This window comes from Vibrio sp. Of14-4, assembly GCF_022347625.1.
Lineage (GTDB): Bacteria > Pseudomonadota > Gammaproteobacteria > Enterobacterales > Vibrionaceae > Vibrio > Vibrio pristinus.
This window is the reverse complement of the sequence record NZ_JAKRGI010000011.1, coordinates 65591-81020: the sequence shown is the minus strand read 5'-3', so window position 1 is coordinate 81020 and position 15430 is coordinate 65591. Positions and strand designations below refer to the sequence as shown.

At 42.4% G+C, this 15430-nt stretch carries 16 protein-coding genes; 9 read left to right on the top strand and 7 right to left on the bottom strand.

The genetic code is table 11. The features are described from left to right. The first annotated feature begins 5 nt into the window (after positions 1-5). The 6 genes from MHN79_RS12545 (at position 6) to rlmM (ending at position 5943) form a co-directional block, all read left to right on the top strand. Positions 6-959, top strand: a complete 954-nt coding sequence (locus MHN79_RS12545; protein ID WP_114786653.1) for a flagellar motor protein MotB — start codon at positions 6-8, stop codon at positions 957-959. Between the two features lie 149 nt (positions 960-1108). Continuing rightward, the gene (gene thiI, locus MHN79_RS12540) at positions 1109-2557 is read left to right on the top strand and encodes a tRNA uracil 4-sulfurtransferase ThiI (protein WP_239173165.1); all 1449 of its coding nucleotides are present in this window, start codon (positions 1109-1111) and stop codon (positions 2555-2557) included. A gap of 385 nt (positions 2558-2942) precedes the next feature. Further along, positions 2943-3851 carry a transcriptional regulator GcvA gene (locus MHN79_RS12535; RefSeq protein WP_160929739.1) on the top strand — a complete coding sequence of 303 codons (909 nt, stop codon included), beginning with the start codon at positions 2943-2945 and terminating at the stop codon, positions 3849-3851. After that, positions 3844-4467 (top strand): alpha/beta fold hydrolase, encoded by a 624-nt coding sequence (locus MHN79_RS12530; RefSeq protein ID WP_239173164.1) that lies wholly within the window; start codon positions 3844-3846, stop codon positions 4465-4467. Before MHN79_RS12535 ends, MHN79_RS12530 begins: the two co-directional genes overlap by 8 nt. Continuing rightward, a complete protein-coding gene (locus tag MHN79_RS12525; RefSeq protein WP_239173163.1) occupies positions 4457-4855 on the top strand; it encodes a DUF423 domain-containing protein in 399 nt (132 codons plus the stop codon). Before MHN79_RS12530 ends, MHN79_RS12525 begins: the two co-directional genes overlap by 11 nt. Beyond that, positions 4852-5943 carry a 23S rRNA (cytidine(2498)-2'-O)-methyltransferase RlmM gene (gene rlmM, locus MHN79_RS12520; protein ID WP_239173162.1) on the top strand — a complete coding sequence of 364 codons (1092 nt, stop codon included), beginning with the start codon at positions 4852-4854 and terminating at the stop codon, positions 5941-5943. The genes MHN79_RS12525 and rlmM overlap by 4 nt, the downstream gene beginning before the upstream one ends. Before the next feature lie 41 nt (positions 5944-5984). Here rlmM and xni read toward each other — a convergent pair whose 3' ends face one another. The 3 genes from xni to MHN79_RS12505 form a co-directional block, all read right to left on the bottom strand. Then, complete coding sequence (xni, locus tag MHN79_RS12515) at positions 5985-6764, bottom strand: flap endonuclease Xni (protein WP_239173161.1); 780 nt, start codon at positions 6762-6764, stop codon at positions 5985-5987. 98 nt (positions 6765-6862) lie between these two features. After that, complete coding sequence (gene ppnN / locus MHN79_RS12510) at positions 6863-8227, bottom strand: nucleotide 5'-monophosphate nucleosidase PpnN (protein ID WP_239173160.1); 1365 nt, start codon at positions 8225-8227, stop codon at positions 6863-6865. 387 nt (positions 8228-8614) lie between these two features. Next, positions 8615-10885 (bottom strand): tetratricopeptide repeat protein, encoded by a 2271-nt coding sequence (locus tag MHN79_RS12505; protein ID WP_239173159.1) that lies wholly within the window; start codon positions 10883-10885, stop codon positions 8615-8617. Between the two features lie 355 nt (positions 10886-11240). Here MHN79_RS12505 and syd point away from each other — a divergent pair, with 355 nt between their 5' ends. Beyond that, a complete protein-coding gene (gene syd, locus MHN79_RS12500; protein ID WP_239173158.1) occupies positions 11241-11786 on the top strand; it encodes a SecY-interacting protein in 546 nt (181 codons plus the stop codon). Between the two features lie 2 nt (positions 11787-11788). Further along, entirely contained in the window at positions 11789-12565 is a 777-nt protein-coding gene (locus tag MHN79_RS12495) for a Zn-ribbon-containing protein (protein ID WP_239173157.1), read from the top strand. Positions 12566-12574: 9 nt separating this feature from the next. Here MHN79_RS12495 and MHN79_RS12490 read toward each other — a convergent pair whose 3' ends face one another. Genes MHN79_RS12490 through MHN79_RS12475 form a run of 4 tightly spaced genes read right to left on the bottom strand, consistent with a single transcriptional unit; the run spans position 12575 to position 14938 of the window. Continuing rightward, positions 12575-12754, bottom strand: coding sequence for a DUF2897 family protein (locus MHN79_RS12490; protein WP_152430987.1), 180 nt, complete (start codon positions 12752-12754; stop codon positions 12575-12577). Continuing rightward, the gene (locus tag MHN79_RS12485; protein WP_239173202.1) at positions 12754-13437 is read right to left on the bottom strand and encodes a M15 family metallopeptidase; all 684 of its coding nucleotides are present in this window, start codon (positions 13435-13437) and stop codon (positions 12754-12756) included. The genes MHN79_RS12490 and MHN79_RS12485 overlap by 1 nt, the downstream gene beginning before the upstream one ends. A 2-nt stretch (positions 13438-13439) precedes the next feature. Then, on the bottom strand, positions 13440-14573 hold the full coding sequence (gene dapE / locus MHN79_RS12480; protein ID WP_239173156.1) for a succinyl-diaminopimelate desuccinylase: 1134 nt from the start codon (positions 14571-14573) through the stop codon (positions 13440-13442). A gap of 11 nt (positions 14574-14584) precedes the next feature. After that, complete coding sequence (locus MHN79_RS12475) at positions 14585-14938, bottom strand: ArsC family reductase (protein ID WP_160929759.1); 354 nt, start codon at positions 14936-14938, stop codon at positions 14585-14587. A 200-nt stretch (positions 14939-15138) separates the two neighbouring features. Here MHN79_RS12475 and MHN79_RS12470 point away from each other — a divergent pair, with 200 nt between their 5' ends. After that, a complete protein-coding gene (locus tag MHN79_RS12470; protein ID WP_239173155.1) occupies positions 15139-15426 on the top strand; it encodes a helix-turn-helix domain-containing protein in 288 nt (95 codons plus the stop codon). Positions 15427-15430 lie beyond the last annotated feature (4 nt).

Here is a 15430-nt window from a genome sequence, read left to right as displayed (position 1 = left end):
CCGCTATGGATGATGAAGAAGGTTGTAAATGTCCTCCTCCCGGATTGCCGCTTTGGATGGGAACGTTTGCTGACTTAATGTCACTTTTGATGTGTTTCTTTGTACTTCTGCTTTCGTTCTCAGAAATGGATGTGTTGAAGTTTAAACAGATCGCGGGCTCTATGAAGTTTGCTTTTGGTGTTCAAAACCGACTGGAAGTCAAAGATATTCCCAAAGGCACGAGTATCATTGCCCAAGAATTTCGCCCAGGGCGTCCTGAGCCCACGCCCATCGATGTCATCATGCAGCAGACAATAGACATAACCCAACAAACTTTGGAGTTTCAAGAAGGAGAGTCCGACAGAGCGGGTGGTACCCAAAAAGACGAGGGTAAGCAGACGGGGGGGAAATCGCCAGATACCTCGACTCAAGACAGTCAAAACGCTGAGTCTGAAAGTCAGCAACAGCAGTCAGCAGAAATGTCACAAGAGCTTGAAACATTGATGGAAAGCATCAAAAAAGCTTTGGAGCGTGAGATTGATGAAGGGGCGATTGAGATAGAAAATCTTGGCCAACAGATCGATATTCGTATTAGGGAAAAAGGCGCCTTTCCCCAAGGTTCGGCATTTCTTCAGCCTAAATTCAGACCACTAGTGCGCCAAATCGCAGATTTAGTTAAGGATGTTCCGGGTATTATTCGAGTGTCAGGCCATACGGATAATCAGCCTTTAGACTCTGAACTATATCGCTCTAATTGGGATCTCTCTTCGCAGAGAGCTGTGTCCGTTGCTCAAGAAATGGAAAAGGTGCGAGGCTTCTCACATCAACGTCTTCAAGTTCGAGGTATGGCAGATACTCAACCACTCGGGCCGAATGATACCGAAGCTCAGCGCTCGCGAAATCGGCGTGTAGAAATCAGTATTATGCAAGGAGAGGCGCTATTGAGTGATGAGGTTCCTACATTACCTAACTCCAACTAAATCACAAGGCGAGCTTAGTGCTCGCCTTTTTTATAGCCTATGGTTCATGTATAATCTTGCGCCTTTGGAGTATAGCTTCCGTAAACTACTATAAGAAGCTAGTAGTAAAGTCTCCAATTTGCCGTATCTGTTGAGTTGTGAAGTGAACTATGAAATTTATCGTTAAGCCCCATCCTGAAATTTTTGTTAAAAGTGAATCGGTGCGAAAGCGCTTCACAAAGATTCTTGAATGCAATATTCGCAATATCATCAAGAGTCGTACAGAATCTGTTGCAGTATTTAATCGTCGTGATCATATCGAAGTTACCTCTGAATCAGATCGTTATCACAAAGAAACCGTAGAGATCCTTACTCATACACCCGGCATCCATCATGTCCTAGAGGTAAAACAGTCAGACTTTACCGACTTGCATGACATCTTCGAGCAAGTATTAGAACTTAACCGGTCGAAAATAGAGGGTAAAACTTTTGTTGTCCGAGCTAAGCGTCGAGGAAAACATGATTTTACGTCTATTGAGTTAGAGCGTTACGTTGGTGGCGGTCTAAATCAAGCCGTTGAAAGTGCGAGTGTTAAACTTCACAAACCCGATGTCACGATAAAAGTTGAGGTTGCGGGGGATAAACTTAATCATGTCATTGCTCGCTATAAAGGCTTGGGTGGTTTTCCACTTGGAACTCAAGAAGATGTTTTGAGTTTGATTTCTGGTGGTTTTGACTCAGGTGTATCGAGCTACCTTCATATTAAACGTGGTTCTAAAGTACATTACTGTTTCTTTAATCTCGGTGGGCCAGCCCATGAGATAGGTGTTAAGCAGGTGTCTCATTTCCTTTGGAATAAGTACGGCTCTTCAGCCAAAGTGCGTTTTATTTCTGTAGATTTTGAACCCGTTGTGGCTGAAATCCTTGAGAAAGTAGATGATGGTCAAATGGGTGTGATCCTTAAACGTATGTTTATGCGAGCAGCAGGCATGATAGCCGATAAATTTGGTATCCAAGCTTTGGTTACTGGAGAAGCTATTGGTCAAGTATCGAGCCAAACGCTGACCAATCTTCGTCATATTGACACAGTCACCGATACTTTAATTTTACGTCCGTTAATTAACTGGGATAAAGAAGATATCATTGATTTAGCACGTGAAATTGGCAGTGAAGACTTTGCTAAGACGATGCCTGAATATTGTGGTGTGATTTCTAAGAAACCGACAGTTAAAGCGATCAAAGCGAAGTTAGAAGCGGAAGAAGAGAAATTTGATTTTGAAATCCTAGAGCAAGTCGTGAGAGATGCTCGTCAAATGGACATTCGTGATATAGCCAAAGAAGCCGAGGAGGCCGCGCCTGAAATCGAGTTGGTTCAAGCCGTGGAACAACACGCGACAGTTCTTGATATCCGTAGTCCTGAGGAAGAAGAGGATAGCCCGCTAGAGATAGATGGAGTAGAAGTAATACATCTACCTTTCTACAAATTAGGTACTCAATTTGGTGATTTGGACCAAAGTAAAATTTACCTGCTTTATTGCGATCGTGGTGTTATGAGTCGCTTACAAGCTCTGTACCTTCAAGACCAAGGTTTTACTAATATCAAAGTTTATCGTCCTTAATTTAGGATCCTTCCAAAGCGCTGCTATCCAAGCATGTCAGCGCTTTTTCTAACTGCTTGTACTTCCTTATTTTTTTGTTGTTTAGCAGATAAAAAAACACCGCCATAAGGCGGTGTTAAATAATTTGACAGACAGGTCAAAAAATAAATACAGGAAGTATCGCTTCGTCTCTGGTTAGAGATGAAACTCGGTAGAAATCTACCTAACTCGAAATACGAGTTTGCAAACACAACATCGCAACAATATGTCAATTCACTCCCAGAGGGAATAAAGCCGTTCTGACTCTTGCTGCAGGGGGAAATATAGAATTTCTCTGGCCGATAGGCAATGGACATTTTATAATGTTTCAGATAAGAAAAACTAATCCAACTTGGAGACAAATGCTATGTCGAGAAGATTGCCCCCTCTAAACTCCCTTAAAGTTTTTGAGGCCGCGGCTCGTCATTTGAGCTTTACTAGAGCAGCAGAGGAGTTATTTGTGACTCAGGCAGCGGTAAGCCATCAAATTAAGGCTTTGGAGGAGTTCTTAGGCCTAAAATTATTTAGGCGACGCAACCGTTCTTTGTTGCTTACCGAGGAAGGGCAAAGTTACTTTCTCGACATTAAAGATATTTTTACGCTACTCGCTGAGGCTACCGATAAAGTGCTCGAACGCAGTGAAAAAGGGGCTTTGACGATTAGTTTACCTCCTAGCTTCGCTATTCAATGGTTGGTTCCGCGTTTGGCTGACTTTAATCAGCAAGAACCAGACATAGATGTTCGTATTAAAGCTGTTGATATGGATGAAGGGTCCCTGACCGACGATGTCGACGTTGCAATTTATTATGGACGAGGAAATTGGCCCGGACTGCGTGCTGATAAACTTTATCAAGAGTTTCTGATCCCTCTTTGTTCACCTTCTCTATTAATGGGAAACAAAGCATTAGACAAGCTCACTGATCTTAAGCAGCACACCTTGTTACATGATACATCGCGTAAAGATTGGAAGCAGTTTGCAAAAGAACACGAGATAGAAGGTGTAAATGTCAATCATGGCCCAATTTTTAGTCATTCTACTATGGTGCTTCAAGCTGCTGCTCATGGGCAGGGCATCGCGTTAGGAAATAATGTTCTTGCACAACCAGAAATGGAAGCGGGTCGTTTGATTGCACCTTTTGATCAGGTGTTAGTTTCGAAGAATGCATTTTACGTTGTATGTCATGAAAAGCAGGCAGACATGGGAAGAATAGCCACGTTTAGAGATTGGATGCTAGCGAAAGCTCAGAGTGAGCAAGAGGAACTGTTGGATGAGTGATTTTTTGATAGATGGTAAAAGCGATCAGCCAATATTTGTTTTTGCTCATGGTGCAGGGGCCGGAATGGATCATGATTTTATGGATGCGATTGCAAAGGGTTTGTCGCAACGAGGAATCCAAGTAGTTCGTTTTAATTTTCCTTATATGATCAAGCGCTCTCTTGATGGTAAGCGGCGTCCTCCAGATCGTGCTCCTAAGCTATTAGAAGCATATAGAGAGGTGATAAACCAATTTGCCAAACAACCTATTGTGATTGGAGGAAAATCAATGGGCGGGAGAATGGCAAGTTTGCTCGCTGAAGAAAGTCTCGTCGCTGGGGTTGCTTGCTTGGGTTTTCCATTTCACCCACCGGGTAAGCCAGAAAACTACAAAGGTGGACACTTAGCCAAGCTTGATAAACCTTGTCTTATTCTACAAGGAGAGAGAGATGCATTTGGAAAACGCGATGAATTTGATGATTTTGAATTCTCAGATAGAGTTTGTATCGAGTTCATTCCTGATGGCGATCATAGTTTTAAGCCTCGTAAAAGCTCTGGATACAGTGAGTCAGAAAATATTGCGCTAGCGACACAGTATCTCGCTGATTTTATCTTAGGAACATACGATGAAGATTAGGTCCATATTGGGGTTCGGCGGTGTATTTGCTGGACTAGGCGTTATATTAGGTGCATTTGCTGCTCATGGGCTTAAAAATATGTTACCAGCCCAGATGCTCGATGTATTTTACACTGGCGTGCAATATCAGCTGATTCACGCACTTGCCATCATACTTTGTGGAGTATTACTGACTACCGGGTTTGCTGATAAATCACAAAAATATTTCGCCCTTGCTGCAAATTGCTTTATTATCGGCATCTTTTGCTTTAGTGGCAGTCTCTACGCCTTGGCGTTAAGCGGAGTGAAATGGTTTGGGCCAATCACGCCATTCGGCGGTCTCGCTTTTATTCTTGGGTGGGGACTGTTTGTGTTTGCGGCGCTACAAATTAAAGAGGTAAATCAGTGAAACACTTAATGCTCTACTGTCGCTCGGGTTTTGAGAAAGAGTGTGCTGGAGAAATTCAGGATCGTGCAACACAACTTGAAGTGTTTGGCTTCCCTCGTTTAAAAAATAATACAGGTTACGTCCTGTTTGAATGCTATCAGCAGGGTGATGCTGAGCGCTTAGTGAAGGAGCTTGACTTTAAAGCGTTGATTTTCGCTCGTCAGATTTTTGCTGTTGCGGCTGAAGTTCAAGAACTTCCTCGTGAAGACCGTATTTCTCCTATTTTAGCGAGCTTATCTGATATAACGGGTTTTCCCAAGTGCGGTGATATACGCATCGAAACCCCCGATACTAATGAAGCAAAAGAACTGCTAAAGTTTTGCCGAAAATTCACTGTGCCTATGCGCCAAGCAATGCGTGGTAAAGGGATTCTGTTGGCCAAAGACAACCCTAAAAAACCAGTGCTACACATCTGTTTTGTTGCTCCTGGTCATTGTTTTGTGGGTTATTCATTGCCGAGTAATAATTCGCCCTTTTTTATGGGGATCCCGCGACTTAAATTTCCTACGGATGCGCCGAGCCGATCAACCTTAAAACTTGAAGAAGCTTTTCATGTTTTCATTCCGCGAGAAGAGTGGGATGAAAGATTGGCTTCGGGGATGTGGGGCGTTGATCTAGGGGCTTGTCCTGGTGGCTGGACATATCAATTGGTTAAGCGATCCATGTTTGTTCACGCTGTTGATAACGGCATGATGGCTGATAGCCTGATGGAAACAGGTCAAGTAAAGCATCATCAAGAAGATGGATTCAAGTTTGAGCCTGCACGTAAAAACGTAACTTGGCTTATCTGTGATATGGTTGAGAAACCTTCTCGTGTGGCTCAGCTCATGGGAGAGTGGTTAATTTCTGGTTGGGCTAAAGAAGCCATTTTTAACCTAAAATTGCCGATGAAAGGTCGCTATGATGAAGTATTAGAGGATATTGAGAACCTCAAACTCTTTCTTATCGAGAATAAAGTTAAGTTTAAACTTCAAGCGAAGCATCTCTACCACGATCGAGAAGAAATCACTGTCCATATACAGTGTTTGTCAAACATATCTCCTCGCTAATAAGCGCTACTATTCATTGTCCTAAGGTTGATTGAAAATATTCAATCAGCCTTAGCGCCTTGATAGCGAACGTCTTGCAAATTAAATCCAAGATCGATATCGGTTTTTAGAGCTGACACTGTTTTACACCGTCGGGCAGTATCAATATGTTCGTTGAGCTTTTTCTTATATTTAGCTTCAAGCTCCTCAGAGGTGTAGGCGTGCTCTATATCACGGTATTTGGTTAGGATTTCCTTAGCTGCTTTTGGCCCAATTCCCGGTACCCCTGTGATTTGGCTTGAGCTTATCCCAGCTAAGCCCCAGTAATCAGGGAGCTGTGATGGTTGAACGCCAAACTCTTTTTCTATAAAAGGAGCATCGAGCCAGCGATGTTGGAAATAATCGCGTATTTGGAGTCTTGGCGATAATAGTTGGCAGTAGCCTTTGTCCGTTGAGATAATAGTGACAGTTTGATTCCTATTAGCGACTTTGACTGCAAGTGTTGCGATAAGATCGTCTGCTTCATCACCTGATGAAAGCAAAGAATCTACCCCAAGTTCCCACCAAGCCTCCTGTATGGCATCTAAGCCTGCATATAGCGCTTCGGGCATAGGTTTTCTGTTGCTTTTATAGTCACTCAGGATATCTGCTCGCCATCCTCTCTCCTGAAGATGATGATCAAAAACTGCAACAATATGAGTAGGATGAGACTCATCAATAATCTTATTTAGAGTTCGCGTGGTTGTGGTTATCGTTCTCGCTATATCATCAGAGTTGGGTTGTGCTGAGTGGACGCGTCGTATCAGATTAAGAGCATCGATGATAACAAGGTGGATAGACATAATAACCAGAAAAAGGGCTTAGAAAGCCCTTATTGTATAGCAAGATACACAGATTACTAGGACCTGTTTGTAATAGGCTCACCGCTGTGAGTTAGTAACTACTCAGAGGTTTTGATCTTATAACATGGCTCGTAGGCACTGCCCCCTGGAAGCTTCATACGATCTTGTTCGACAAAGTCTCTTAGCAGTTTGTCCATCTTCTTCATTAAGATCGCGTCACCATCTAAACTGAACGGGCCATGGAGTTCAATTTCACGTATCCCCTCGGCTTTGACGTTACCTGCTACTATGCCAGAAAAGGCTTGGCGTAGGGCGGCCGCAAGGTTCTCTGGTGGCTGGTTTAGGTGTAAATCTAAGCTTGCCATGTTGTCGTGAGTTGGATCAAAAGGTAACTGGAATTCAGGCTCGATTTTGAGTGACCAGTTGAAGCTATACGCATCGCCAATATCTTTGCGATGCTGACGGACGTCTACCATTTTACTTTTCATGATTTTTGCCACTCTTTCAGGGTCGTCGACCACAATTTCGTAGTGGCGCTGGGCATCTTTACCTAAAGTATCACCAATAAATTTATCGATTGATTGGAAGTAGGCTTCACTTTCTTTTGGTCCTGTGAGGACAATAGGAAGTGGCTGCTCAGAGTTATCGGGGTGCATCATTATACCCAGTATGTAGAGAAGCTCTTCTGCGGTTCCTGCACCGCCTGGGAAAATAACAATACCATGGGCCATACGAACGAATGCTTCTAGCCTTTTTTCAATGTCGGGCATAATCACCAGTTCATTGACAATGGGGTTCGGTGGCTCAGCCGCAATAATAGAGGGCTCGGTTAGTCCTAGATAACGTTGATCGTAATAACGCTGTTTGGCATGACCAATTGCTGCTCCTTTCATTGGCCCTTCCATAGCGCCTGGTCCACAGCCCGTACATATATTGAGCTCTCTAAGACCTAGTTCGTTGCCTACTTCTCGAGTGTATTGATATTCAGTTGCATTGATAGAGTGTCCCCCCCAACACACAATAAGGTTTGGTTCGATTCCCGGAGTCAGGGCGCCAGCATTGCGTAAAATACCAAATACTAGGTTAGTGATGTGACTGGCATTGGTTAAGTTCAACCTTTGATTATCTGCAAGATGCATATTGACGTAGACAATATCCCTTAGCACCGAGAATAGGTGTTCTTGTATTCCTTTTATTATGTTGCCATCCACAAAGGCATGCTCAGGTGCATTGCTTAGCTCCAGTTTGATACCACGTTCACGACGGACAACGTTGACGTCGAATGATTTGTACTTGTCGAGTAGCTCTTTTGAGTTATCTGTGTGGCTGCCTGAGTTAAGCACTGCGAGGGTGCAGTTTCGGTAGAGCTGGTACAGATCACTAGCGGCAGTTTTTTTAAGACGCTCAACCTCAAGTTGAGAAAGCAGATCCATACTACCCGCAGGACTAATATGAGTGATCATGGTGACCTCCTTGATAAGAGAAGTTTCCTTGTAATACTTCTTATTATGAGTTTGTCTCGTAATGAAAGCGGTTTAATCTCGTATATGAAATCCAAGAGACTGTACTAAGCTTAGCATGCTTTGGTGATAAATAAAGCTAACTGATTGATATATATACACCAATAATAGGTGACATGGATGGTTTAAGTCTTTGTTCATTGATGATTAATGCTCAGAGGCTGTATATCTGTATTTTTATCAGGTCCAGCCCAAACAAAGGTATATTGTAAAGAGGTTATTTTGTTGGTGATAATGTTAATATCTGATCATCTATAGTGTTGATTTAAAACACCTTTTGGATTTTAAATCAGTTTTTATCATCTTTTACACCTAAATCAACATGATAGTTTATTCTTCTTTTAAAAGCTTTTTGATGTTTTCTTCATTGGGATAAGAAGAATGTACTTTGATAAGGCCTTGGTTAATGGAATGCTTGCAGGCCTTGCGAATGTTGCCCGTCGCTAAGCTGGCAGCAGGCGCATTTTTTATTGCTTTTAGGTAAACCCACTGGCTCGTATTTTCCTCCATGCTCAAAGAACGAGCCGCATTTGTTGACATAAGCAGAATATCCAGTAGCTCTTTATCATTTATCGCGGTATATGCACGAGGTAAAAATGGGTAATCGGCCATTCCAATGCGCACTATGTTATTGAGTCCATATTTTTGCGTAAATTCGTTAACCCAAGCTTGGATTTTTTCGAAAACTTGTTCAGGTCTAGTGGTGTTGCCATTGTCAGGTTCAATATAGAGCAAATTGGCGTCGGAGAAATGATATACACGGGCTGGGTGTTCAATTTTTTCTTTGAGAAATAGACCAAAAGCCTTCTCAACTTTTAAGCCTTCAGTGTAGCCTTGCTGGAGGGAAAGGTTACGCAGAAAAGGTAAGTCTATCATAACAAAATGTAACCTATCGCTCAGTGGCTCATGGATAAGATCACCAGCGTGCCATTTTTCAAATTTGTGGCTACTTGCTTCCAATGAGGCTGGCAATTTTACACTCAGCATGCGAAGGTTTTTGAGGCCAGAACGTGAGTGAGCATAAAGCTCATCATTTAGCTCATCAATTTCTTCTTTTTGAACGCTGATAATATGCCCACGACGCAGTAAGAAGACAAAAAGCAAGGCGCAAGTGACAAACAAAGTTAAAGAGATCTTTTGAAATTTATGGTACTCATTTTGCGTTTTTTTTAGCTGCTCTTTTTGACCAACTAAGTGCAGTGTTTGCTCAACAACATCTTTCTGTTGTCTAAAATCATCTTCATTAATCAGGTTGAGTTCTTTCTGTTCGATAGCAGCCAATGCATTATATTGTTGCAGGTAGCGTAGTGCTTGTTTGTAGTTTCCAAGTAGCTCATTGCCGAGGTTAAGCATGTTATAGGCATTTTTTTCTAAACTGAGATCATTAAGTTCAAGGGCAATACCCAGTGCTTGGTTGGCTTTATCTAATACTTCTTTAGGCTGCCCTTGGTGTGACGCTAATCCTGCTTCTAGCAGTAAATATTTAGCTTGTAGTTTTGGTATCTCAATGTAGTTCAATAATTCTTTGGCTCGGGTTAAATATTGCTCCGCGAGTGGGAAATTGACTAATTTTAAATAGGTAGAAGCGAGTGCAAGTCGAATGTCGACGACATTTTCGATGTTGTTTTGCAGGCGCTCGTGGTCGATAGCATTGAAGTAGTGAACCAGCGCAAGATTATATTTACCTTGATGGTAATAAATATCTCCCATGCGTTTTAGAATAGGGGGAAGCATAGGTGAACTTTCATAATTATCATAAAAGTCAGCGGCTTGAGAAAAATGGTCGGCTGCTTTATCAAGAACTCGTCGTTCATAAAATAGCTGGCCAATTAAACGATTTGCTTCTGCTAATTGTAATCCAGACGTATTTTCAATCGCACTCCAGTAACTAATCAGCAACTCAGATAGCGCTTTGTTGTAGATTTTGTGATTTAAAAAATGTTTACCAAGTGCAATGTGGTAGTCGGTAATACTCTGTCTGTTTTTTGATTGCTCGATGAAAGGGATAGCTTGTTTATACAGTGTTTCTGCCAGTTTGATTCGATCTTGGCTTGAAGCTATATCGGCTTTTAACATCACAAGTTGGTAGGTGAGTCCTTTTGCTACCTGCTCTGGGTTGTGTATTGAGTTCAATTCTTGCTCTATCTCATCGAGCTTGGTTTCGATTGAAGTAGACATGCCATTAGCCTTCCAATAGAGGCGTAGTTCAAGCAAGCTCAGTTCCAAGCTAAGGTAGGGTAGGTTATATTTATCAGTGAGTGTCTTAGCTTGCTCAATGTAGCGCTGTGCTTCCTTAGGGTTACCAAGGTTAAACTCTGCGCGTGCTAATATTTTTAAGGCATCAATGGTACTGCTTGGTGTCCTAAATCGCGTGTCTGAATCATCACGAGACATAGTTGAAGGCCCTTTTTCCGACTGAGCCATAAGCTTTCTTTGCGTTAGATAATTAGAGGCCAATATTTTTGATTGTTTGGGAACAATATTGACTAAAGAGTCTGCTTCATTGAGCATGGCTGATGAATAAACAGTGGAAGCTGACACCAAAGCTGGTAGTAAAAAAATAAGTAGTGCCAGCAATCGATTCAAGCGAAAAACCTCCATAATATTATCTCAATCCTTATATATGCCCATGGGTTTAGCTATCTAAAGTGGTATCGACGAATGATATCAGTAAAATCATCTTCACCCCACTATTGATGTAATTGATTTTGTAGAATCAATTGCACAGGTTGCTTGTTGTTTGATACTGACCTCTAGTTTCATTAAACTTGAACTAAGTTGGAACTGTTTGAAATACAGAAAGCTTCAAAGCATAGTAAATTCAGATTGTGTAATAGCCAAGCAAGGGTTAGAACGCTTGAATACATGCTCATGCTAGCTATTTCTTTTAGATTAGAACAGCCAGATTAATAGACAATGTCGTATATAGAAAAGGCGACTCATATTGGAGAACTTCATGGCTGGACAAGCCCTTCCTGCATTAGTTTCATTCAGTGAAAAGTACCGCAACACATATTTTGAATGCCATGGTCACCAGCCAGTAAGTGATCAGTTATCCGATTTTATTTCTCCTTGTGTAACAGCTAAAAAAGGTGATTCGGTCGAATGGCAGGTTTGTTCTCGCGAGCAAGAAGTGGATTTCTCAAACCTAGAACATGGCATTGATTTAACCCTTCATCAAGATATTAAGGCGTTTTATGGTTGCCAGTATAGTGCTGATATGGACGCAGCTTGGAATGACAATGAGCTAACGTTACTTCAAGTATGGAATGATGAGGATTTCATTCGTCTGCAGGAAAATATATTGGGCCACTTAGTTACTCAGCGTCGTTTAAAGCTAAAGCCTACCGTCTTTATTGCCACAACGGATGCAGAACTTGATGTCATTTCTATCTGTAATCTTTCAGGGAATGTCATTCTAGAACGACTGGGAACTGATAAACGAGACGTGTTAGCCAAGAACATTTCTGAGTTTCTTCAGCAGCTAACCCCGGTGGTTTAGTTATGTATGTAATAGAGCTTCAATTTGAATGTTTTGATAACACCACAATCACCGCGGTCGATAAAGCGATAAACGGCTTGATGGATGCACTACGCTACAATGGCCAGATTTTGGGAAGAGAGTTTCCTATTGTTATGGGTGACGGAGAGTTCTTTGTTCGTGTCGTTTGCCCAGAGCAAGATAGTTTGCATCCCGATTATCATTCTGATTTTGTCAAAGTTTGCTTAGATAGATTATCAGAAGCCAGCCTGCTGACACCTAAAGCGCGTCTTCTTGGACGTGATCTTAACTCCGAACAAGCTGCGGAAGATACTATGCCGAGTTGGCAAGTGCTGTATACTACTTACGTGCATACCTGCTCGCCATTGAGAAGTGGTGATACTTTGCTGCCAATTCCGCTCTATCGTAATTCACCCACCTTGAATGGCGATCACAAGGCGCTAATTAAGTGGCAGACCGAGTGGCAAGCTTGTGACGAGATTCAAATGGCTGGCGCTTGTCGAGCTGAGCATGCAGCGCTGCATGAGATATGTGATGTGGATAGTGTGTTGTTTAAGCGCGGCTGGGACTTACGAGGTCGTATAGAGCATCTGACCAAAATACCAACATATTATTATCAATATCGTGTGGGTGGCAAAAACCTAGAGACTGAAAAACAGCGCAAATGCCCAAAATGCGGTGGGGATTGGTTACTTGCCGAGCCTGAGCTCGATATTTTCCACTTCAAATGCGATGAGTGCAGAATAGTCTCGAATATTTCATGGGATCATATTAAGTAAAAGAACCCGCTATTGAGGCGGGTCCTGTTCGTTATTTTCGGAGGGCTTGTTAGAGTCTTCTTGTGGCGATTCTTTTTTTTCCATCTGACCAAATTTCATTTTGGCTGTGTATTTAAGTGCTGCGATGTTTCCAATCACGACACTTAAAACAATAACAATGATAACCCAAGGATTAGTCAGTAAATCCATTAACTTGCCTCAGTGCTGATGTTGATAATGTATTGATTGTATATAGTATCTAACTCTGCGAGCACTGAGTCTACTCCCTTTAAACCGCAGTTTGAAACTTGGTCATTTAAAGTACCAAGTTCAAAAAGGGATAAACATAATGATGCCGTCGCCTTATGACTGATATGCCAGGGCTCGACAGCCACACCACCTCTATCCTCTGCATAAGGAAAGAAAAAGCCAAATTTCCTGAGATTGCTTTGCAGCCACTGATAAAACTGAGCCTGATGACCAGTGAGGTATTCCCAAGGCTCCAATTGCAAGTTAATGCCTTCAGGTAAGCTTGCTTTATCAAACACATCGAAGTCAGTTCCCCAGTGATGTCTACTTGCGCCCGGCAGCGCAGACCAGCGTAAGATGGCATAGATCTTTTCGCGCTCTGAAAGGTTACTGATATCAAGAGGCTGGCCATCTTGGTCCAGAGTTGGGAGTTGCCCTGTAATCTTGCGGTCCCAGATGGATTTCTGTCGTTCAAAATCGCGAAATCCGCTCGCTATATGGAAATCAAATCCGGCCTGAACAGCTGCGTCTCTCAGCGACTGAAGGTCGTCTGTGACCATGGTATGTACAAGTAAAGACTGCTCGCCAATGTGAGTGTTGATGAGATGTGTGTTTACTTTACCTACCAGCTGCTCAGGCGTCATTGTCATGCCAATAAATTCTCCAGTGTCTTTTGATACATATTGGTCAGTTTCTCAAGATCGTCAATTTTTACACACTCGTTAATTTTGTGAATAGTGGCATTAACGGGGCCCAGTTCAACAACTTGACCTCCCATACGAGCAATAAAACGACCGTCTGAGGTGCCACCTGTAGTCAGCAACTCAGGTTTAGTTTGATTGACGTCTCCAACAGCGTTAACAACAGCATCAAGTAAGTCGCCGGTATCGGTTAGGAATGGGTCTCCGTTGAAGGTCCAATCCAATTGATAATCTAGGTTGTGTTTACTTAGTGTGTCATTTACCCGCTTAACGATCATGTCGTTATTCAGTTCAGTACTATAGCGCAGGTTGAACTGAACCTTGAGTTCGCCTGGGATCACGTTGGAAGCGCCAGTGCCTGCCTGAATATTTGGTATTTGAAAGCTGGTGGGTGGAAAATAGTCGTTACCTTGATCCCACTCTGTTTCGGCTAATTCATTCAGAGCCATTAGAGACTGATGTACTGGATTTTTTGCAAGGTGAGGGTAAGCTACGTGTCCCTGAATACCTTTGACTGTTAAGTCGCCAGTGATAGAGCCTCTGCGACCATTTTTTACTACATCGCCAACGATTTCTGTACTAGAGGGCTCGCCAACGATACACATGTCAATGTTTTCACCACGTTCCATCAGAGCCTCTACGACTCGAACAGTACCATTGATAAATGGTCCTTCCTCATCGGAAGTAATGAGAAAGCCAATCGAGCCTTTGTGATTTGGGTTCTGGGCAATAAATTGCTCAACAGCAACAACCATTGAAGCGAGCGAACCCTTCATGTCTGCTGCACCGCGACCATAGAGGAACCCATCCTTAATGGTTGGCTCAAAAGGTGGTGTATCCCAGAGTTCTAGATTACCTGCTGGGACAACATCTGTATGTCCAGCAAAAGCAAACAGCGGAGCTTCAGTTCCACGACGTGCCCAGAAGTTAGTGGTATCTTCAAAAACCATCACTTCTATTTTGAACCCAAGTGCTTGTAAGCGTCCTATCATTACATTTTGACAACCTGCATCTACAGGGGTTACCGACTGGCGACTAATCAGGTCTTTTGCGAGTGCCAAAGTAGGTGTGTCAGTCATTCTCTAATTCCTTATACAGCAGAGAAGATAGCGGAGTATTGTTCGGCTTTAAAGCCAAGGTGGTAATGGTTATCTGTAACCAGAATAGGCCTTTTTATCATAGCTGGTTGTTCACTTAGCAGCGCTATTGCCAGTTCTTCATTTAGGCTATCCTTTTGCTCTTGGCTTAATTGGCGATAGGTTGTTCCACGCTTGTTAACGACATTTTCCCAACCAAGCTGCTGGCAAAATATTGCAATCATATCCTTGTTAATTCCTTGCTTTCTATAGTCGTGGAATTGAAATTCTATTCCTTCCTTTTCTAACCATTTCTTAGCTTTTTTGATGGTATCGCAATTGGGAATGCCATACATGGTGATTGTCATAACTCAACCTTTAAATAAACACTATTGACGCTTTGGGCATCCTAGCAGGAAGTATCAATATAGACAAAAGTGTGAGCAAACTATTTTGTCTACGCAAAACATGCATTCAATCTTTGGTGATGGAGTGGTTATTGATCGAACGCAACGCATGAGTCTTCAAAACAGAAATAATGATCTTGTTTATTTGTTAGGAGGTGTCAATGGAGTTGAGTCCTATTTTCGCAAGGCGCTTATATTTAGCATTATTGGTGCAAAATCTTGATAGGCCTAATGTCCCAAAACTTATTGAAAGTACGGGCTGGCCACGTCGCACGATTCAAGATGTTCTTAAAGCATTACCCGGAATTGGTATCGAGCTGAAATTTGTTCAAGATGGACGCCGCCACAATGACGGCTATTATCAACTTTCTAACTGGGGCCCTTTTGATTACCAGTGGGTGTCAGATAGACGAACAGATATAGAAACAAGCTTGGGGTTCAATGCGTAGTTTG